Here is an 18238-nt window from a genome sequence, read left to right as displayed (position 1 = left end):
GCTAAGCTTAAAGTCAACTTTAATGTCAAGCAGGCAAATCGAGGCTGAAATGAAAATCGGTGAATTGGCGCAACGGAGCGGGCTGAGCGCTTCGAGCATTCGCTTCTACGAGGCCCAGGGCCTGATTCCGAAAGTGGAGCGGCTGGGCAATGGCTACCGGCGTTACCCGCCGCAAGTGCTGCAAACCCTGAACATTATCCGCAGTGCCCAGCAGGCCGGATTTTCCCTGGAAGAACTCAAGCAGTTGCTGCCAGCCGCCGGAACCGGCGAATTCAAGCACGAAGAATTGGTGGAAGGCCTGACGCGCAAGGTCGAGCAGATCGAAGTCATGCAGCAGCATCTGGCGCAGAGCAAGGCGCGGCTGCTGGAGGTGATCGAGAACATTCAATCCAAGCCCGAAGGCATGAGTTGCGGTGCCAATGCCGACCGGGTGTTGTCGACGCTTTACCCGTAAAAGTCCGGTGATGTCTGCGGCGTACAGATTTTGAAATGATTTCCAGCTGTAGGAAAAGTCATCTGAGCCTGTACGCTTCAAGGCCTTTTTTCATTCAGGATTTGCATGAATACCCTCTCGGAGCCTCCCAGTTCTACTCAAAGAACAACGTTCCCTTCGCGCCATGGCGCGGTCTTGACGCACTCGCAGCATCCAGTCTTCCGACTCCCGACTATCGTTGATGGCGCAGCCTTCGAGCTTTTGCGCCGCACTTTGCCGTGCCCGGCAGCCTGAAATCACTGAAGAGAGATAGAGACAGAATATGGAATGGTTAGCGGATCCCACGGCGTGGCTGGGCTTGTTGACACTGATCGTGCTGGAACTGGTGCTGGGTATCGACAACCTGGTGTTCATCGCGATCCTGGCGGACAAGCTGCCGCCGCATCAGCGCGATCGTGCGCGAATCATCGGCTTGAGCCTGGCACTGATCATGCGTCTTGGCCTGCTGGCGAGTATTTCCTGGCTGGTCACCCTCACGGCACCGTTGTTCGAAGTGTTCGGCAAGAGCTTCTCCGGCCGTGACCTGATCATGCTATTCGGTGGCGTGTTCCTGTTGTTCAAGGCGACCATGGAACTGCACGAACGGCTTGAGGGCCACGTCGGCGAGCGTTCGACCAACACCGCTTATGCGCTGTTCTGGCCGATCGTGGCGCAGATTGTCGTGCTCGATGCGGTGTTCTCCCTCGATGCGGTGATTACTGCCGTGGGCATGGTTGATGAACTGGCAGTGATGATGATTGCGGTGATCATTTCCATCGGCCTGATGATCGTTGCCAGCAAGCCGCTGACCCGCTTCGTCAACGCACACCCGACAGTGATCATGCTGTGCCTGGGCTTCCTGATGATGATCGGTTTCGCCCTGACTGCCGAAGGCCTGGGTTTCCACATCCCGAAAGGTTATCTGTACGCCGCGATTGGTTTCTCGATCCTGATCGAGGTGTTCAACCAGATCGCCCGTGCTCGCCGCAAGCGCTCGATGCAAGGCTTGCGCCCGATGCGTGAGCGTACGGCGCACGCGGTGATGCGTCTGTTGGGTGGCCGTAAACTGGCGGTGGAAGAGGTGGGCGAGGAGATTTCCGACTTGCTGGACGATGGTCAGGCGCCAAGCGCGGAGCTGTTCGACCGTCGCGAACGGGTGATGATCAGCGGCGTGCTGCAACTGGCCGAGCGGTCAATCCGCACACTGATGACCGTCCGTGCGGATGTCGATCACATTGATCTGGCGGACGACGCAGCGGCGATTCGTACGCGACTGATGCATTCGTCCTACTCTCGTCTGCCGTTGATTCGCAACGGTGCGGTGGATGAGCCGTTGGGCTTCGTTCACAAAAAGGAGCTGCTCAAGGAGTATCTGGCCGGCAACGAGCCGAACCTTGAACACCTGGTGCGCAAGACCGTCAATCTGCTGGACAGCTATTCGATCCTCAATGCGTTGGAGCAAATGCGTGCGGCGTCGACCCACATCGCGTTTGTGGTCAACGAATTCGGTGACTTCGTCGGCGTATTGACCATGACCGACATTCTCGAATCGATTGCCGGTGAACTGCCGGACGCCAGTGAAATCGCCGGCCCCGATGTGGTCGAGGAGCAGGGCGGGTTCATCGTCAACGGTGCGTTGAACCTGACCCGCATCCGCGAACACACCGGTTTTTGCGCCGAGCCGACCGAGGATTACCAGACCTTGGCCGGGCTGGTGATGAGCCTGCTGGATCGCCTGCCGATGAAAGGTGATCGACTGGAGCATGAAGGCTGGGGCATGACCGTGATGGCGGTCGAAGAGCGTCGCGTGACGCGGGTGTTGCTGGTGCGTGAGGCCTGACGGCACTTTCAGGAAAGGTTCCACCGTTTTGCGCGGTGGACGGTGCAGAGGGTGCGGAGGGTGTGACGCAGCCAGTTCAGGTCATGGGCCGATTTGCGCGGTACAGCGAAGTGTCGGGTTTTGCCGAGGAATTGGGTGAAATCTTGAAGGAGGGATTCTTCCGAACCGATGCCTTTCAGTTTTTTGACCAGAACACCCTCCTTGTAGAACAACACCGTCGGGGTGCCCGTGACATCCGGATGTCGACACGACTCTGCGGTATCGAGCATGAAGATATCCATCCAGGGCCGAAAGGGCTTGGCGATCTCGAGAAAAACCGGGCCGGAAGACACGCAGGCACCGCAGTGCTCGTTGAAGAAATACAGGACGACGAGGCGCCGGGCTTTCAAGACCTTCCGGTACGTCGGAGGCAATGCTGAATATCGAGTCGGTGTCGTCATCGGAACCTCCTTTATTCGATGTGCTGGACAGTACGACGTTAGGGGAGTCGCGACCGTTGCTGCAACTGTCAGAGTTGACAGGTGCAGCCCGCGCCCAATCGTGCATCGCGCACCAGGATGTGGCCCGGATACCCGCCATGTGTGGCGCAAAGTAGCGAAGTGATTAATCAATGTTCGTTGCAGCGTTTCGCAGGTTTTTTCCATCCCTTTGATTCAAAACACAATTCAATCCTTTGCAGATTCCCCTTGAATCCTGTGGCACACTTTCTGCTGTCTATTCCGTAGTAACAAACCAAGTTCCGGTATAGCGGAATAAACAACTTCCTGGAGTGCTTGCCATGCATCGCCGACCTTCCTTGTTCAAAGCGTGTGTTTTTGTTCTCGCGGCTTCGTCCGCTGTCATGGGTATGGCCCAGGCGGCCGACAGCAAGCTCGACAGCGTCCTGGCCCGTGGAAAACTGATTGTGGGCACCGGTAGCACCAATGCGCCGTGGCACTTCCAGGGCGCGGACGGCAAGTTGCAGGGCTTTGATATCGACATCGCCCGGATGGTGGCCAAAGGTCTGTTCAATGACCCGAGCAAGGTCGAGTTCGTGGTGCAGTCGTCCGATGCGCGGATTCCCAACCTGCTGACCGACAAGGTCGACATGAGCTGCCAGTTCATCACCGTCACCGCCAGCCGTGCGCAGCAAGTGGCGTTCACCCTGCCTTACTATCGCGAGGGCGTCGGTCTGCTGTTGCCGAACAACAGCAAGTACAAGGAAATCGAAGACCTGCAGGCCGCCGGCGACAGCGTGACCGTCGCGGTGCTGCAGAACGTGTACGCCGAAGAGCTGGTGCATCAGGCACTGCCCAAGGCCAAGGTCGATCAGTACGACAGCGTCGATCTGATGTATCAGGCAGTGAATTCCGGCCGCGCCGATGCTGCCGCCACTGACCAGTCATCGGTCAAATACCTGATGGTGCAGAACCCTGGCCGCTACCGCAGCCCGACCTACGCCTGGAGCCCGCAGACCTACGCGTGCGCCGTCAAACGCGGCGATCAGGACTGGCTGAACTTCGTCAACACCACCCTGCATGAAGCCATGACCGGCGTTGAATTCCCGACCTACGCCGCGTCGTTCAAGCAATGGTTCGGCGTGGATCTGCCATCGCCCGCCATCGGTTTTCCTGTCGAATTCAAATGATCCCGTGAGAGCGGGGCGCCCTGATGCGCCCCGCTCAAGGTACTGCCGACCATGAACTATCAGTTGAACTTTGCCGCCGTGTGGCGCGATTTCGACACCTTGCTGGCGGGGCTCGGTCTGGGCCTGGAACTGGCGCTGGTGTCGATCGCCATCGGCTGCGTGATCGGCCTGCTGATGGCGTTTGCCTTGCTGTCCAAGCATCGCGCCTTGCGGGTGCTGGCATCGGTGTATGTGACGGTGATCCGTAACACGCCGATTCTGGTGTTGATTCTGTTGATCTACTTTGCGTTGCCGAGCCTGGGGATCCGGCTGGACAAGATCCCGTCGTTCATCATCACCCTGTCGCTGTATGCCGGGGCCTACCTGACCGAAGTGTTCCGCGGTGGCCTGTTGAGCATTCCCAAGGGCCAGCGCGAAGCGGGGCTGGCCATTGGTCTGGGCGAGTGGCAGGTGAAGGCCTACGTCACCGTGCCGGTGATGTTGCGCAACGTGCTGCCGGCGCTGTCGAACAACTTCATTTCGCTGTTCAAGGACACCTCGCTGGCCGCTGCGATTGCGGTGCCCGAGCTGACCTATTACGCGCGCAAGATCAACGTCGAAAGCTACCGGGTGATCGAAACCTGGCTGGTGACCACGGCGTTGTATGTCGCGGCCTGTTACCTCATTGCCATGCTGCTGCGTTACCTGGAGCAGCGTCTGGCAATTCGCCGATAGGAGGCTGCGATGTACGAATCCCCCAGTTGGTTGCATGAGTTGTGGATTGCCCGCGAAGCCTTGTGGCAAGGCTTTCTGACCAGCGTGCAAGTGTCGGCGCTGGCCATTCTGTTCGGCACGGTCATCGGCGTCTTTGCCGGGCTGGTGCTGACCTACGGCAAGTTCTGGATGCGCGCGCCATTCCGCTTTTACGTCGACCTGATTCGCGGCACCCCGGTGTTCGTGCTGGTGCTGGCCTGCTTCTACATGGCGCCGGCGCTCGGCTGGCAGATCAGCGCATTTCAGGCGGGTGCCTTGGGTCTGACGCTGTTTTGCGGCTCGCACGTCGCCGAGATTGTGCGCGGCGCATTGCAGGCGTTGCCACGCGGGCAGATGGAAGCCAGCAAGGCCATCGGCCTGACGTTCTATCAGTCCCTCGGTTACGTGCTGTTGCCTCAGGCGCTGCGGCAGATCCTGCCGACCTGGGTCAACTCGTCCACGGAAATCGTCAAGGCTTCGACCTTGCTGTCGGTGATCGGCGTGGCCGAGCTGTTGCTCAGCACCCAGCAAATCATCGCCCGGACGTTCATGACCCTGGAGTTTTACCTGTTCGCCGGTTTTCTGTTCTTCGTCATCAACTACGGCATCGAATTACTCGGCCGGCATATTGAAAAGCGGGTGGCCCTGCCATGACTCAAGCTCAAGTTTCCAACGTCCAGAACGCTCAGCCCTTGCTGGACATCCGTGGCCTCCATAAACAATACGGCGCGGTCGAAGTGCTTAAGGGCGTCGATCTGAGCATGCAGCGCGGTAACGTGGTGACACTGATCGGCTCCAGCGGCTCGGGCAAGACCACGCTGCTGCGCTGCGTGAACATGCTCGAGGAGTTCCAGGGCGGGCAGATCCTGCTCGACGGCGAATCCATCGGCTATGACGAACTCAACGGCAAGCGCGTGCGCCACCCGGAAAAAGTCATCGCCCGTCATCGGGCAATGACCGGCATGGCGTTCCAGCAATTCAACCTGTTCCCGCACCTCACCGCGTTGCAAAACGTCACGCTCGGCCTGCTGAAAGTCAAAAAGATGCACAAGGACGAAGCCGTGGTCCTGGCCGAGAAATGGCTGGAGCGGGTCGGTCTGCTGGAGCGGCGCAATCACTTTCCCGGGCAGTTGTCCGGCGGTCAGCAGCAGCGCGTGGCGATTGCCCGGGCGATTGCGATGAACCCGAGCCTGATGCTGTTCGACGAAGTCACCTCGGCCCTCGATCCGGAACTGGTCGGCGAAGTGCTGAACGTGATCAAGGGCCTGGCCGAGGACGGCATGACCATGTTGCTGGTGACCCACGAAATGCGTTTTGCCTTCGAGGTCTCGGACAAGATTGTTTTCATGAATCAGGGGCGCATCGAAGAGCAGGGGCCTCCCAAGGAACTGTTCGAGCGTCCGCAATCGCCGCGGCTGGCAGAATTTCTCAAAAGCACGCGGTTCTGACTTTTCACTTTTTCAATCAGGAGAAACACCCATGAGCATTACTCGTTACGGCACCGGCAGCACCGCCGCTGGCGGCCAGCCTCGTCCATTCGCCCGCGCTGTCGAGGCCGATGGCTGGCTGCATGTTTCCGGGCAGGTGCCGGCGGTGGATGGCGAGATCATTGTGGGCGGCATCGTCGAGCAGACGCACCAGACCATGAAGAACCTGATCGCGATTCTCGAAGAGGCCGGTTATGGCCTGGAAGACGTGGTGCGCGCTGGCGTGTGGTTGGACGATCCGCGGGATTTCAGCAGTTTCAACAAGGTCTTCGGCGAGTACTTCAAGCCTGAACACGCGCCGGCCCGGGCCTGTGTGCAGGCGAGCATGATGGTCGACTGCAAGGTCGAGATCGACTGCATTGCGTACAAGAAAAAGGCTTGAGAGATGTGGCGTTGCTGAGGCCGTAGCCCCCTCACCCTAGCCCTCTCCCCCAGGAGAGGGGACTCATCTCTATCGATGCAGAGTCCAGCGTTTGTCAGCTAGTCATGCATCGATGCGATCAGGCTCCTTCTCCCCGTGGGAGAGGGCGGGGGGTGAGGGCTGCGATCCAACTGACACAACGCCAAGGGCCAGTTACCATCCCGGCATCTTTTATGGGAACCACAGAAATGACCGAAGACACCATCAAGCGCCGGGCACGCGGTCTGGACCGGGCGTTCGATATCCTCGATTTCCTCAAGGAAATCGGCCAGCCACTGCGCCCGAACGACATCGCCAACGGTATCGGCAGCCCGAAATCCACGGTCTACGAACTGGTGGCCTCGTTGCTCGAACGACGAATTCTGGAACCGGTGGGCAAGGACGGTCACGTCTATCTCGGTCGTCAGCTGTACTTCCTTGGCCAGGCGCATTTGCGTCATTTCGACCTCAGTCGCGAGGCCGATCACGCTTTGCAGGAGATCGTCAGCCAGACCCGGGAAACCGCGCAAATGTGCCTGCTCAACGGGCGCAAATACACGGTGGCGCTGATGAAGGAGGGCGAGCGGCATTTCCGCATTTCTTCCGATATCGGCGAAAACGCGCCGATCCCGTGGACCGCCTCCGGACGTTTGCTGCTGGCGCACTTGAGCGATCAGCAGATCAGCGACCTGATCGACCCCGACGACTTCATCCTGCCCGGTGGCGAACGCCTGCCGATGGAAACATTTCTGGCGGAAATCCGTCAGGCCGGCATCGACGGTTTCTTCTCCTTCGACAGTGTCGCCGACACCTTCACCCATTGCTTCGCCGCCCCGGTCAAAGACCCTCAAGGCGTTGCCATCTGCACCCTGTGCATCGTCGCCCCGCGCGCCGATGCCAAGACCCATTACAACGACTATCGCCGGGTCTTGATCGAGAGCGCCAACAGCCTCGCCCGGCGAATCAACGAATAACCGCGCCTGCCTGCGGGCGCGACTGTGAGGAGAGTTCGACCATGACGACTGCCAACAACACTGCTGCCGTGGAAAAGGGCGATGCCGCCCTCGGCGCGCAACTGGTGCGTGACATCAGCCTGCCGGCGCTGGTGCTGCACCGCGAAGCGCTGGAGCACAACATCCGCTGGATGCAGAAATTCGTCAGCGACAGCGGCGCCGAACTCGCGCCCCACGGCAAGACCAGCATGACCCCGGCGCTGTTTCGTCGTCAGCTCGACGCCGGCGCCTGGGGCATCACCCTGGCCAGCGCCACCCAGACCCGCGCCGCTTACGCTCACGGCGTACGCCGGGTGCTGATGGCCAACCAACTGGTCGGCACGCCGAACATGGCGTTGATTGCCGATCTGCTGGCGGCCGATTCGGGCTTCGATTTCTATTGCATGGTTGATCATCCGGACAACGTCGCCGATCTGGGCGCTTACTTTGCGTCCCGTGGCGTGCGGCTGAACGTGATGATCGAGTACGGCGTGGTCGGTGGCCGTTGCGGTTGCCGCAGCGAACAGGAAGTCATCGAACTGGCCAAGGCCATCGGCGCGCAACCGGCGCTGGCCCTGACTGGCATCGAAGGTTATGAAGGCGTGATCCACGGCGATCATGCGGTCAGCGGTATCCGTGAATTTGCGGCCTCTTTGGTGCAACTGGCGGTGCAGTTGCAGGACAGCGGCGCGTTCGCCATCGCCAAACCGATCATCACCGCATCGGGTTCGGCGTGGTACGACCTGATCGCCGAATCGTTCGAAGCGCAAAACGCGGGCGGTCGTTTCCTCAGCGTGTTGCGCCCAGGCAGTTATGTGGCTCACGACCATGGCATCTATAAAGAGGCGCAGTGCTGCGTGCTCGACCGTCGCAGCGACCTGCACGAAGGCCTGCGCCCGGCGCTGGAAGTCTGGGCCCACGTGCAGTCGATGCCGGAGCCGGGCTTTGCGGTGATTGCCCTGGGCAAGCGTGACGTGGCGTTCGATGCCGGGATGCCGGTGCCCTTGCTGCGTTACAAGGCCGGCGTGCTGCCAGCAGTGGGCGACGATATCGGCGCCTGCAAGGTGACGGCGGTGATGGACCAGCACGCGTTCATGATCGTGGCACCGGGCGTGGAATTGCGCGTCGGCGACATCATTTCCTTCGGCACTTCGCACCCGTGCCTGACCTTCGACAAATGGCGCGTAGGGCTGCTGGTGGATGAGCAACTGTCGGTGATCGAAACCATGGAAACCTGTTTCTGATGAACATGATCAGTGCCTTGGGTCCGAACACCCCGCGCATCGCTCTGATCGGCGAATGCATGATCGAACTCCAGCAACGTGCCGATGGCAGTCTGCAACAGAGCTTCGGCGGTGACACGCTGAACACGGCGGTCTATCTGGCCCGCGCCATGGGCGACAAGGCGCAGGTCGATTACGTGACTGCGCTGGGCGACGACAGCTTCAGTGACGCCATGTGCCGCAGTTGGGTCGATGAAAACATTGGCCTGGATCTGGTTCAGCGCTTGCCCGGTCGCCTGCCGGGCCTGTATTGCATCCAGACCGATGCTGGCGGGGAGCGCCGCTTCCTTTACTGGCGTAACGAAGCCGCTGTGCGCGACTGCTTCACCACGCCGGCGGCCGCGCCGATTCTGGCGGCGCTGCCGGATTACGACGTGCTGTATTTCAGCGGCATCACGCTGGCGGTGCTCGGCGTTCAGGGTCGGGAGAGACTGATCGAGACCTTGATCCAAGCCCGCCAGCGTGACGCGCGGATCGTCTTCGACAACAACTATCGGCCACGCTTGTGGGCCTCGGTGGAGGAGGCGCGGGCGGCGTATCGCAGCGTGTTGCCCCATGTCGATCTGGCGTTGCTGACGGTGGACGACGAGCAGGCGCTGTTCCATTTCGAGGACTGTGATGCGGTGTTTGAAGCGTACGCGCAGATCGGTACGCCGGAAGTGGTGCTCAAGCGCGGCGCCGAAGCCTGTCTGATCCGTTGTGACGGGGAAGCGTTCGAAGTGCCGGCGCAGAAGGTCGAGAAGGTAGTGGACACCACGGCGGCGGGGGATTCGTTCAGTGCGGCGTATCTGGCGAGTCGCTTGCTTGGGGGGAGCCCGATAGAAGCGGCGCAGGCCGGGCATCTGTTAGCGAGCCAGGTGATTCAAGTGCCTGGAGCGCTGATCCCGAGATAAGTGGCGGATGGCCGATTGCTGCGCAATCGGTTCGCGGGCAAGCCAGACATTCAGTCGCGGTAAAACACCTGCACCAAGTGATAGCCGAACTTGCTCTTGATCGGCCCGTGCACGGTGCGCAGCGGTTTTTTGAAGATCACCGCGTCGATCGCGCCGACCATCTGCCCCGGCCGCACTTCACCCAGATCGCCGCCGCGCTTGCCGGACGGGCAGGTGGAAAATTTCTTCGCCAGCACATCGAACGCTTCACCGTTGGCGATGCGTTGTTTGAGTTTTTCAGCCTCATCGGCAGTCTTGACCAGAATGTGGCGGGCTTGGGCTTTCATCGTGCAATACCTGTAGCGGGGTGACGGCGGGGCGCGGATTATGCCTCAAGTCACGGGTTTTGGCTGAGCATCGTGCGGATCTTGCCGGCCAGTTGCTCGATGGAAAACGGTTTGGCGACCATGTCCATGCCGTCCTCGAGGAAGCCCTGACGTTCGGCGGCTTTCTGCGCGTACCCGGTCATGAACAACACTTTGAGCCCTGGACGATGCTGACGGGCGATCTCCGCCATTTGCCGGCCGTTCATGCCCGGCAGGCCGACATCCGTCACCAGCAGGTCAACCCGCAGGTCGGATTCGAGCAATGGCAAGGCACCCTTGGCGTCTTCGGCTTCATGGGCGCGATAACCCAGCTCCTTGAGCAGGTCCATGACCAGCATGCGCACCGCCGGATCGTCCTCGACCACCACCACGGTTTCGCCGGTTGCGACAGCCGGGGTCTCGGTGACCGTTTCGATGACTGGCCGCTCCGGTTCCAGTGCATACAAACGGGGCAGGTAAAGGCGCACGCAGGTGCCCTGACCCGGCAGGCTGTCGAGGCTGACGTGCCCACCCGATTGCTGGGCAAAGCCGTAAATCATCGACAACCCGAGCCCGGTGCCCTGGCCGATCGGTTTGGTGGTGAAGAACGGATCGAACGCCTTGGAACGTACCGAGGGCGTCATGCCGGTGCCGTTGTCGCTCACCGCGAGCATCAGGTAATCCCCGGCCTTGACCGGTTCGAGGGTGGTGATGTCGTTGCCCTCGAGGTAGACGTTGGCCGTTTCGATCAGCAGCTCACCGCCGTCGGGCATGGCATCGCGGGCGTTGATCACCAGGTTGAGCAGGGCGTTCTCCAGTTGGCTGACATCGGTGCTGACCGGCCAGACGTTGTCAGCCAGGCGCAACTTGAGTTCGATCGGATCACCCTTGGTGCGGCGGATCAGGTCCTCCAGCGAATGGATCAGCTCGTTGACGTCGAGGGTCTTGCGATCCAGCGACTGACGCCGGGAGAACGCCAGCAGGCGGTGGGTCAGCGCCGCTGCGCGGTTGGCCGAGGACACGGCTGCGTCGGTGAAGCGGCCGATCTCATCGGCGCGGCCACTGGCGATGTAGCGCTGCATCAGGTCGAGGCTGCCGATAATCCCGGTCAGCATGTTGTTGAAGTCATGGGCGATGCCGCCGGTGAGCTGGCCGACCGCTTCCATTTTCTGCGCGTGGCGCAAGGCATCTTCGGCGCGTTCGCGTTCGAACATTTCGTTCTGCAAACGCTGGTTGGCCTGGGCCAGTTGCTCGGTGCGCGCACTCACGCGCTCCTCAAGGGTTTCATTGAGATTGCGCAGGGCTTCTTCGGTCTTTTTACGCTCGGTCTCGTCGATCACGAAGATATAGAAACCGTTTACCGCGCCGTCCGCGCCGTGACGCGGCAGGTAATTCATCAGGGCATGGCGCTGGCTGCCGTCGCGGTGTGGGGTGTACAGGCTGAACGAGCAGGAGCGGCCGGCCAGGGCTTCGGCGATGTACGGCGCCCGCAGGAAATAGGCCTCTTCGCCGATCACTTCGCGGATCGTGCGACCGTACAGCTCCTGCGGGGTCAGCCCGTACCAGTCCAGGTAGGCGGCGTTGTTCAGGCGAAAGCGTTCTTCGTGGTCGACGTAGCTGATCAGGATCGGCATGGCGTTGATGATCAGTTGCAGCTCGGTCTGGCTCTGTCGCAGCGCCTGCTCGGTGTGCTTGCGCTCGGTCAGGTCCAGCGCCGCACCGAGGAAACGCATCGGCCGTCCGTGATGATCCTTGTAGCAGCGTCCCCGGGCGAACACCCAGCGCACTTCGCCATCGGCTTGCAGCAGGCGATATTCCTCGGCGTATTCGGTGCCATGGGTGATGCAGTGTTTGATGCTGCGGGCGATCAGCGCGCGGTCTTCAGGGTGCACGCCTTGCAGGTATTCACTGATCGGCAACTGACTGGCCATTGCCGGATCGACACCATGCGATTGGGCAAAATGCGCGTCGGCGATGAAACGGTCCTGGCCGATATCCCAGTCCCAGGTGCCAACCGCGTCGGTAGCCGCCAGTGCCAGTTGCAGCCGTTCTTCGGTCTGTTTTTGCGCCTTGAGGCTTTCTTCGGAACGCTGCTTGAGTTCCAGTGCAATGCGTCGGCGTTCGTTGGTTTCGATGGCGGTGACCAGAATCCCGGCCACTTGCGCGCTTTCATCGCGGATCGGGCTGTAGGTCAAGTCGAGCCAGAAATCGGAATCCTTGCCGTCCCGTTGCAGGGTGAAGCGGCGTTCGCTGTAGGTTCGTACCTGGCCTTGTAGGACGGCGCTGTAAATCGGGTCGGTAAAGTCTCGAAGTTCCGGCCATATCTGGTGCGCCGGCTGTCCGAAAGCGTGCGGATGCTTGTTGCCGGCCAGCACCGCGAAGCCGTTGTTGTAGATCTGGGTGAGCTGCGGGCCCCACAACAGCAGCATTGGCATGGGCGAGTGAATCACGATATCCACCGCGGTGCGCAGGCTCTGCGGCCAGGTATCGGCGCTGCCGAGCGGACTGCGGTTCCAGTCGGTTCGGGCGATCAAGGTCTGGGCGTCGTTGGTGTTCGGTACAGCGTTCATCACATCAATCCTGGGCGTCGGTCGGTGAGGCGGCGTCTACTATCCTAGTGCGGTAGACGCTGTAAGGCCCGTCGCGTCACGACGCACGGTCTTAAGTTCATTGAAAGCTTCGCAGGTGCTTTTGGCCATGGAAATCGACGCATTGCTCAAACAATTGGCGAGCCGTCACGGTTCGGATCTGTTCCTGTCCACGGGTGCACCGCCGAGTGCGCGGTTTGACGGCGTGCTGATGCCCCTGAGCGAACATCCGTTCAAGCCAGGCGAAGTGGCGACTGTAGCCGCTTCCCTGATGGACGCCGAGCAGCGCCGGGAGTTCGACCGGGATCTGGAAATGAACCTGGCGATTTCCCGTACCGGGATCGGCCGCTTTCGGGTCAACATTTTCAAGCAGCGCAACGACGTTTCGATCGTGATCCGCAACGTCAAACTCGACATTCCCCGGTTCGAAGACCTGAAGCTACCGTCGGTATTGCTCGAATCGGTGATGCTCAAGCAAGGCCTGATCCTGTTCGTCGGCGCCACCGACTCGGGAAAGTCCACGTCGCTGGCGGCGCTGATCGACCATCGTAATCGCCACAGCAGCGGGCACATCATCACCATCGAGGATCCGGTGGAATACATCCATCGCCACAAAAAATCGATCATCAACCAGCGAGAAGTCGGGGTCGATACCCGCAGCTTTCACGCTGCGCTCAAGAACACTCTGCGCCAGGCACCAGACGTGGTGCTGATTGGGGAGATCCGTGATCGCGAGACCATGGAGCATGCGCTGGCCTTCGCCGAAACCGGGCATCTGGTGTTGTCGACGTTGCACGCCAACAACGCCAATCAGGCGCTGGACCGGATCATCAATTTCTTCCCCGAAGAGCGTCGGCCGCAATTACTGCATGCCTTGGGCAACCACCTCAAGGCGTTCGTCTCCCAGCGTCTGGTGCGAACCCGGGACGGTCAGCGACGGGCCGCCGCCGAGGTGATGCTCGGTACGCCGACGATTGCCGACCTGATCCGGCGCAATGACTTTGGCGAGCTGAAAACCATCATGGAAAAATCGGCGGAACTGGGCATGCAGACCTTTGACGCTGCACTGTTCGCGCTGGTAGCAGAAGGGGTGATCGATGAAGACGAAGCCCTGAAAAACGCAGATTCGGTGAATAACCTGCGCCTGCGCCTGAAGCTGCATGCCGACACCATTCCATCCCCACCGCCATCGACCGGCGAGTGGGGACTGATGGACTGACAGGCTTCAGTCGCGAAGTTCGACCCGATTGCGAAACTGCTCAAGCGCTTGCGGATTGGCCAGCGCATCGGTGTTTTTCACCGGCTCGCCGTGCACCACATTGCGCACGGCCAGCTCCACCACTTTGCCGCTGATGGTGCGCGGAATATCGGTGACCGCGACAATCTTCGCCGGTACATGGCGCGGTGTGGTGTTGGCGCGGATCACCTGGCGGATCTGCTGTTGCAGTGCCTCATCCAGCGTTAAGCCGTCCTTGAGGCGCACGAACAGCACCACCCGGACGTCGTCCTGCCACTGCTGGCCGATGGCAACGCTGTCCAGCACTTGCGGGACTTTTTCCACCTGGCGGTAGATTTCCGCCGTGCCGATGCGCACGCCGCCGGGATTGAGCACAGCATCGGAGCGGCCGTGGATCAGCATTCCGCCGTGGGGCAGTTGCTCGGCATAGTCACCCTGGGCCCAGACGCCGGGGAACTGGCTGAAATAGGATTTGCGCAACTTTTCGCCGTCGGGATCGTTCCAGAGTCCGACAGGCATGGCGGGAAATGGCCGGGTGCACACCAGCTCGCCTTTTTCGCCAATCACCGATTGCCCGGCGTCGTTCCACACCTCGACCGCCATGCCCAGGCTCTTGCCCATGATTTCGCCCCGGCGGACTGAGGACATCGGGTTGCCGTTGACGAAGCAGGACACGATGTCCGTGCCGCCGGACATCGAGGACAGGCAAACGTCTGGTTTGAAGTCGCGATAGACGAAGTCATAACTCTGCGGCGACAGCGCGGAACCGGTGCAGAGCAAGGTTTTCAGGCTGCTAAAGTCATGGCTTTCACGCGGTTTGATGCCGCTGCTTTCCAGGGTCGCAAGGAATTTCGGGCTGGTGCCGAATACGCTGACCTGCTCGTCGTCGAGCAGCTCCAGCAACCGCTCGTTGTCCGGGTAAAACGGTGAACCGTCATACAGCACCACCGCGCTGCCGACCGCCAGTGCCGAGACCAGCCAGTTCCACATCATCCAGCCGCAGGTGGTGTAGTAGAACAACCGGTCGCCGGGACCCAGATCGACATGCAGCCCGTGTTCCTTGGCGTGTTGCAGCAACACGCCGCCGGTGCTGTGAACGATGCATTTCGGCACGCCGGTGGTGCCGCTGGAGTACAGCACGTACAGCGGATGATCGAAGGGCACCGGGACGAAGTGCGGTTCATCGCCCGGTTCGTAGAAGTCGTCCCACAGCGTGACGTTGGCGGGTGTCCGGTAATCCGTGGCATGGGCGTGAGGACGTGCGTAAGGCACGATGACCAGCTGTTGCAAGGACGGTAGTTGTTCGAGGATTTCGTTGATCTTGACGGTCTGGTCGATCTCTTTACCGGCGTAACGGTAACCGGCGCAGGTGATGAGCACCTTCGGTTCGATCTGGCCGAAGCGGTCGATCACACCGTGGGTGCCGAAATCCGGCGACGAACATGACCAGATTGCGCCGAGACTGGTGGTCGCGAGCATCGCCACCAGGGTTTGCCAGGTGTTGGGCATGCACGCTGCAACCCGGTCGCCGAGCACGACGCCGGCTGCTTGCAGGCTGGCCTGGAAGCCGGCGACCTGTTGGGCCAGTTCGACCCAGGTCAGCAGTTCACGCTGGCCGTTTTCCCCGATAGCGATCACGGCGATGGCATCGTCGCGGCGACTCAGCAGGTGTTCGGCAAAATTCAGGGTGGCGCCGGGAAACCACTCGGCACCTGGCATCTTCAGGCCTTCGCGCAGGACCGCGTCGGGTTGGGTGTGAAAACAGATACCGAAGAAATCCACGATCGCCTGCCAGAACGCTTCACGCTGGTCGATGGACCATTGATGCAGGGCGGGGTAGTCGTCGAGGTGCAGATGATGGCGCTGATTGATGAAGCGCCGAAAACCGTCCATGCGGGACCGGGCAATGCGTTTGGCATCGGGTTGCCAGAGGATGTCGGACATGGTTTGCCTCTTATTGTTTGTCAGAAAGCTCCCACCGCAAAGTGGGAGCAATCAGTTGCAAGCTTACTGCGCCAGCCATCCGCCATCGATGTTCCACGCGGCGCCTCGTACCTGGCTGCCGGCCTCGCTGCACAGAAACAGCACCAGTTCACCCAGATGCGCCGGTGTGACGAATTCCAGCGATGGCTGTTTCTCGGCCAGCAGATCGTGCTGCGCCTGTTGCGGGTCGACACCCTTGGCCGCGCGATCGTCGATCTGTTTCTGCACCAGCGGCGTCAGCACCCAGCCCGGGCAGATCGCGTTGCAGGTGACGTTGCTGGCGGCGGTTTCCAGGCCGACCACTTTGGTCAGGCCGATCACGCCATGCTTGGCCGCCACATACGCCGCCTTGCCGGTGGAGCCGACCAGACCGTGTACCGAGGCGATGTTGATGATCCGCCCCCAGCCCTTGGCACGCATGCCCGGCAGGCTCAGGCGAGTGCTGTGAAACACAGACGAGAGGTTGATGGCGATGATCGAGTCCCAGCGCTCCACCGGGAACTCTTCAACCGCCGCGACATGCTGGATGCCTGCGTTGTTGACCAGAATGTCCACGCCACCGAATTCGCGTTCGGCGTAGGCGATCATGTCGGCGATCTGCGCCGGGTCGCTGACGTCTGCCGGGTGATGGCCGACCTTGCCGCCGAACTGTTCGACTTCGGCGATCACCTTCGACGCATCGCCAAAGCCGTTGAGGATCAGGTTGGCGCCGGCCTTGGCCAGCGTCAGGGCGATGCCCAGCCCGATGCCGCTGGTGGAGCCGGTGACCAGTGCGGTCTTGCCAGAAAGAGTCGTCATCAATACCTCACACAATGCCGGTGGCGTAGAAAGTGCCGATCACCACGAAAACCGCCAGTGTCTTGATCAGCGTAATACAGAAAATGTCCTTGTAGGCCTCACGATGGGTCAGGCCGGTGACAGCGAGCAGGGTAATCACCGCGCCGTTGTGCGGCAGGGTGTCCATGCCGCCGCTGGCCATGGCGGCCACCCGGTGCAGCACTTCCAGCGGAATGTTGGCGGCGTGGGCGGCGCTGATGAATTGTTCGGACATCGCCGCGAGCGCGATGCTCATGCCCCCCGAGGCGGAGCCGGTGATACCGGCCAGCAGGGTCACGGTGATCGCTTCGTTGACCAGCGGATTGGGAATGCTCTTGAGCCAGTCAGCCAGCACCAGAAAACCTGGCAATGAGGCGATGACCGCACCGAAACCGTATTCGGACGCGGTGTTCATCGCTGCCAGTAATGCGCCGCTGACTGCACTTTTGCTGCCCTCGGCGAGCTTGCTTTTGATCGCTTTGAAACCGAATGCCAGCACCATCAGGATGCCCACCAGCAAAGCAGCCTGCACCGCCCAGATCGCCGTGAGTTTGGCGATTTCAGTGGTAACCGGTGCAGCCATGCCGGGTAGCGCGAGGCTGTGGGTCTTGCCGTACCACTGCGGAATCCACTGGGTAAACAACAGGTTCATGATGCCCACCGCCAGCAGCGGTGAGAGGGCGATCCACGGGTTGGGCAGTTTCAGGTCTTCGGCGGTTTCCGGTTCGTTGCGCAGTTCGGTGCCATAGCCTTCGCCGGCGCGCTGGGCCTTGTTGCGCTGGCGCTGGAGGAACAGCATGCCGGCGCAGAACACGACAATCGTGCCGATCACACCGAGCCACGGCGCCGCCCACGCGGTGGTGTTGAAGAAGGTGCTGGGAATGATGTTCTGGATCTGTGGTGTACCGGGCAGGGCGTCCATGGTGAACGAAAACGCACCGAGGGCGATGGTCGCGGGAATCAGGCGCTTGGGGATGTTGCTCTGGCGGAACATCTCTGCAGCGAACGGATACACCGCAAACACCACCACGAACAGCGACACGCCGCCGTAGGTCAGCAGGGCGCAGACCAGCACGATCACCAGCATCGCCTGGCGCGTGCCAAGGAGACGAATCGCTGCGGCAACAATCGAGCGGGAGAAACCCGAGAGCTCGATCAACTTGCCGAACACGGCGCCGAGCAGGAAGACCGGGAAATACAGTTTGATGAAACCGACCATCTTCTCCATGAACACCCCGGTGAAGGCAGGGGCGACGGCGGACGGGTCGGTGAGCAGGACGGCGCCGAGGGCGGCGATCGGGGCAAAAAGGATAACGCTGTAGCCACGGTAGGCCGCGAGCATCAGCAGCGCGAGGGCTGCCAAGGCGATGATCACACTCATGGTGTGCTCCTTCGATTGTTATTTTTGTGGGTGGAACAGGTGCAGGAAGGGGCTTTAGCGAGAACTGTGCCAGATGATTAAGTTATTGAAATAAAAGGAATTAGTTTGATTTGTGGCGGCGATTTTTAGGGTTTTGTCTCGGTTTGGAGACTTCTATGACTGA

17 protein-coding genes are annotated in these 18238 nt (G+C 60.8%); 11 read left to right on the top strand and 6 right to left on the bottom strand.

Annotation, left to right across the window (positions count from 1 at the left end; all coding sequences use genetic code 11):
• Positions 1 to 49 precede the first annotated feature (49 nt).
• Together ACSPX5_RS10560 and ACSPX5_RS10555 are read left to right on the top strand one after the other, a co-directional pair.
• On the top strand, positions 50 to 454 hold the full coding sequence (locus tag ACSPX5_RS10560; RefSeq protein WP_439821642.1) for a MerR family transcriptional regulator: 405 nt from the start codon (positions 50 to 52) through the stop codon (positions 452 to 454).
• 301 nt (positions 455 to 755) lie between these two features.
• The gene (locus ACSPX5_RS10555; RefSeq protein ID WP_169430592.1) at positions 756 to 2312 is read left to right on the top strand and encodes a TerC family protein; all 1557 of its coding nucleotides are present in this window, start codon (positions 756 to 758) and stop codon (positions 2310 to 2312) included.
• Between the two features lie 8 nt (positions 2313 to 2320).
• Here ACSPX5_RS10555 and ACSPX5_RS10550 read toward each other — a convergent pair whose 3' ends face one another.
• Entirely contained in the window at positions 2321 to 2752 is a 432-nt protein-coding gene (locus tag ACSPX5_RS10550) for a thioredoxin family protein (protein WP_439821641.1), read from the bottom strand.
• A 338-nt stretch (positions 2753 to 3090) separates the two neighbouring features.
• Here ACSPX5_RS10550 and ACSPX5_RS10545 point away from each other — a divergent pair, with 338 nt between their 5' ends.
• The 8 genes from ACSPX5_RS10545 to ACSPX5_RS10510 all read left to right on the top strand — a co-directional run bounded on the left by ACSPX5_RS10545 (position 3091) and on the right by ACSPX5_RS10510 (position 9726).
• On the top strand, positions 3091 to 3939 hold the full coding sequence (locus ACSPX5_RS10545) for a transporter substrate-binding domain-containing protein (protein ID WP_085695951.1): 849 nt from the start codon (positions 3091 to 3093) through the stop codon (positions 3937 to 3939).
• A 51-nt stretch (positions 3940 to 3990) separates the two neighbouring features.
• Positions 3991 to 4653 carry an amino acid ABC transporter permease gene (locus ACSPX5_RS10540; RefSeq protein WP_059405928.1) on the top strand — a complete coding sequence of 221 codons (663 nt, stop codon included), beginning with the start codon at positions 3991 to 3993 and terminating at the stop codon, positions 4651 to 4653.
• A 9-nt stretch (positions 4654 to 4662) separates the two neighbouring features.
• Positions 4663 to 5325, top strand: a complete 663-nt coding sequence (locus ACSPX5_RS10535; RefSeq protein ID WP_065260531.1) for an amino acid ABC transporter permease — start codon at positions 4663 to 4665, stop codon at positions 5323 to 5325.
• Entirely contained in the window at positions 5322 to 6119 is a 798-nt protein-coding gene (locus tag ACSPX5_RS10530; RefSeq protein ID WP_134020291.1) for an amino acid ABC transporter ATP-binding protein, read from the top strand. The genes ACSPX5_RS10535 and ACSPX5_RS10530 overlap by 4 nt, the downstream gene beginning before the upstream one ends.
• A 31-nt stretch (positions 6120 to 6150) precedes the next feature.
• Entirely contained in the window at positions 6151 to 6540 is a 390-nt protein-coding gene (locus ACSPX5_RS10525; protein ID WP_007912330.1) for a RidA family protein, read from the top strand.
• A 227-nt stretch (positions 6541 to 6767) separates the two neighbouring features.
• Positions 6768 to 7532 (top strand): IclR family transcriptional regulator, encoded by a 765-nt coding sequence (locus ACSPX5_RS10520; RefSeq protein WP_192565011.1) that lies wholly within the window; start codon positions 6768 to 6770, stop codon positions 7530 to 7532.
• Between the two features lie 41 nt (positions 7533 to 7573).
• Positions 7574 to 8794, top strand: a complete 1221-nt coding sequence (locus ACSPX5_RS10515; protein ID WP_439821640.1) for an amino acid deaminase — start codon at positions 7574 to 7576, stop codon at positions 8792 to 8794.
• Positions 8794 to 9726 carry a sugar kinase gene (locus ACSPX5_RS10510; protein WP_439821639.1) on the top strand — a complete coding sequence of 311 codons (933 nt, stop codon included), beginning with the start codon at positions 8794 to 8796 and terminating at the stop codon, positions 9724 to 9726. Before ACSPX5_RS10515 ends, ACSPX5_RS10510 begins: the two co-directional genes overlap by 1 nt.
• Before the next feature lie 50 nt (positions 9727 to 9776).
• On the opposite strand, the gene ACSPX5_RS10505 is transcribed toward ACSPX5_RS10510, so the two are convergent.
• Both ACSPX5_RS10505 and ACSPX5_RS10500 read right to left on the bottom strand, forming a co-directional pair.
• The gene (locus tag ACSPX5_RS10505) at positions 9777 to 10052 is read right to left on the bottom strand and encodes a peptidylprolyl isomerase (RefSeq protein WP_169430587.1); all 276 of its coding nucleotides are present in this window, start codon (positions 10050 to 10052) and stop codon (positions 9777 to 9779) included.
• Positions 10053 to 10102: 50 nt separating this feature from the next.
• Entirely contained in the window at positions 10103 to 12640 is a 2538-nt protein-coding gene (locus ACSPX5_RS10500) for a PAS domain-containing protein (protein ID WP_439821638.1), read from the bottom strand.
• Positions 12641 to 12767: 127 nt separating this feature from the next.
• Between ACSPX5_RS10500 and ACSPX5_RS10495 the strand changes: the two genes are divergently transcribed.
• On the top strand, positions 12768 to 13877 hold the full coding sequence (locus ACSPX5_RS10495; RefSeq protein ID WP_323160567.1) for a PilT/PilU family type 4a pilus ATPase: 1110 nt from the start codon (positions 12768 to 12770) through the stop codon (positions 13875 to 13877).
• Positions 13878 to 13883: 6 nt separating this feature from the next.
• Here the strand turns inward: ACSPX5_RS10495 and ACSPX5_RS10490 are convergent, their stop codons facing one another.
• From ACSPX5_RS10490 to ACSPX5_RS10480, 3 genes are all read right to left on the bottom strand, one after another.
• Positions 13884 to 15839, bottom strand: coding sequence for an acetoacetate--CoA ligase (locus ACSPX5_RS10490; RefSeq protein ID WP_439821637.1), 1956 nt, complete (start codon positions 15837 to 15839; stop codon positions 13884 to 13886).
• A 63-nt stretch (positions 15840 to 15902) separates the two neighbouring features.
• Positions 15903 to 16676, bottom strand: a complete 774-nt coding sequence (gene hbdH, locus ACSPX5_RS10485; protein ID WP_266200162.1) for a 3-hydroxybutyrate dehydrogenase — start codon at positions 16674 to 16676, stop codon at positions 15903 to 15905.
• 7 nt (positions 16677 to 16683) lie between these two features.
• On the bottom strand, positions 16684 to 18075 hold the full coding sequence (locus ACSPX5_RS10480) for a GntP family permease (protein WP_439821636.1): 1392 nt from the start codon (positions 18073 to 18075) through the stop codon (positions 16684 to 16686).
• Positions 18076 to 18238 lie beyond the last annotated feature (163 nt).

The sequence above is a fragment of the Pseudomonas sp. HLG18 genome (assembly GCF_051903985.1).
Lineage (GTDB): Bacteria > Pseudomonadota > Gammaproteobacteria > Pseudomonadales > Pseudomonadaceae > Aquipseudomonas > Aquipseudomonas fluorescens_BT.
This window is presented reverse-complemented; position numbering and strand designations above follow the sequence as displayed.

Excerpts from the sequence above, each read along its gene's own strand:
- ACSPX5_RS10560 (WP_439821642.1), top strand. The coding sequence starts at position 50 with ATGAAAATCGGTGAATTGGCGCAACGGAGCGGGCTGAGCGCTTCGAGC.
- ACSPX5_RS10555 (WP_169430592.1), top strand. The coding sequence starts at position 756 with ATGGAATGGTTAGCGGATCCCACGGCGTGGCTGGGCTTGTTGACACTG.
- ACSPX5_RS10550 (WP_439821641.1), bottom strand. The coding sequence starts at position 2,752 with ATGACGACACCGACTCGATATTCAGCATTGCCTCCGACGTACCGGAAG.
- ACSPX5_RS10545 (WP_085695951.1), top strand. The coding sequence starts at position 3,091 with ATGCATCGCCGACCTTCCTTGTTCAAAGCGTGTGTTTTTGTTCTCGCG.
- ACSPX5_RS10540 (WP_059405928.1), top strand. The coding sequence starts at position 3,991 with ATGAACTATCAGTTGAACTTTGCCGCCGTGTGGCGCGATTTCGACACC.
- ACSPX5_RS10535 (WP_065260531.1), top strand. The coding sequence starts at position 4,663 with ATGTACGAATCCCCCAGTTGGTTGCATGAGTTGTGGATTGCCCGCGAA.
- ACSPX5_RS10530 (WP_134020291.1), top strand. The coding sequence starts at position 5,322 with ATGACTCAAGCTCAAGTTTCCAACGTCCAGAACGCTCAGCCCTTGCTG.
- ACSPX5_RS10525 (WP_007912330.1), top strand. The coding sequence starts at position 6,151 with ATGAGCATTACTCGTTACGGCACCGGCAGCACCGCCGCTGGCGGCCAG.
- ACSPX5_RS10520 (WP_192565011.1), top strand. The coding sequence starts at position 6,768 with ATGACCGAAGACACCATCAAGCGCCGGGCACGCGGTCTGGACCGGGCG.
- ACSPX5_RS10515 (WP_439821640.1), top strand. The coding sequence starts at position 7,574 with ATGACGACTGCCAACAACACTGCTGCCGTGGAAAAGGGCGATGCCGCC.
- ACSPX5_RS10510 (WP_439821639.1), top strand. The coding sequence starts at position 8,794 with ATGAACATGATCAGTGCCTTGGGTCCGAACACCCCGCGCATCGCTCTG.
- ACSPX5_RS10505 (WP_169430587.1), bottom strand. The coding sequence starts at position 10,052 with ATGAAAGCCCAAGCCCGCCACATTCTGGTCAAGACTGCCGATGAGGCT.
- ACSPX5_RS10500 (WP_439821638.1), bottom strand. The coding sequence starts at position 12,640 with ATGAACGCTGTACCGAACACCAACGACGCCCAGACCTTGATCGCCCGA.
- ACSPX5_RS10495 (WP_323160567.1), top strand. The coding sequence starts at position 12,768 with ATGGAAATCGACGCATTGCTCAAACAATTGGCGAGCCGTCACGGTTCG.
- ACSPX5_RS10490 (WP_439821637.1), bottom strand. The coding sequence starts at position 15,839 with ATGTCCGACATCCTCTGGCAACCCGATGCCAAACGCATTGCCCGGTCC.
- hbdH (WP_266200162.1), bottom strand. The coding sequence starts at position 16,676 with ATGACGACTCTTTCTGGCAAGACCGCACTGGTCACCGGCTCCACCAGC.
- ACSPX5_RS10480 (WP_439821636.1), bottom strand. The coding sequence starts at position 18,075 with ATGAGTGTGATCATCGCCTTGGCAGCCCTCGCGCTGCTGATGCTCGCG.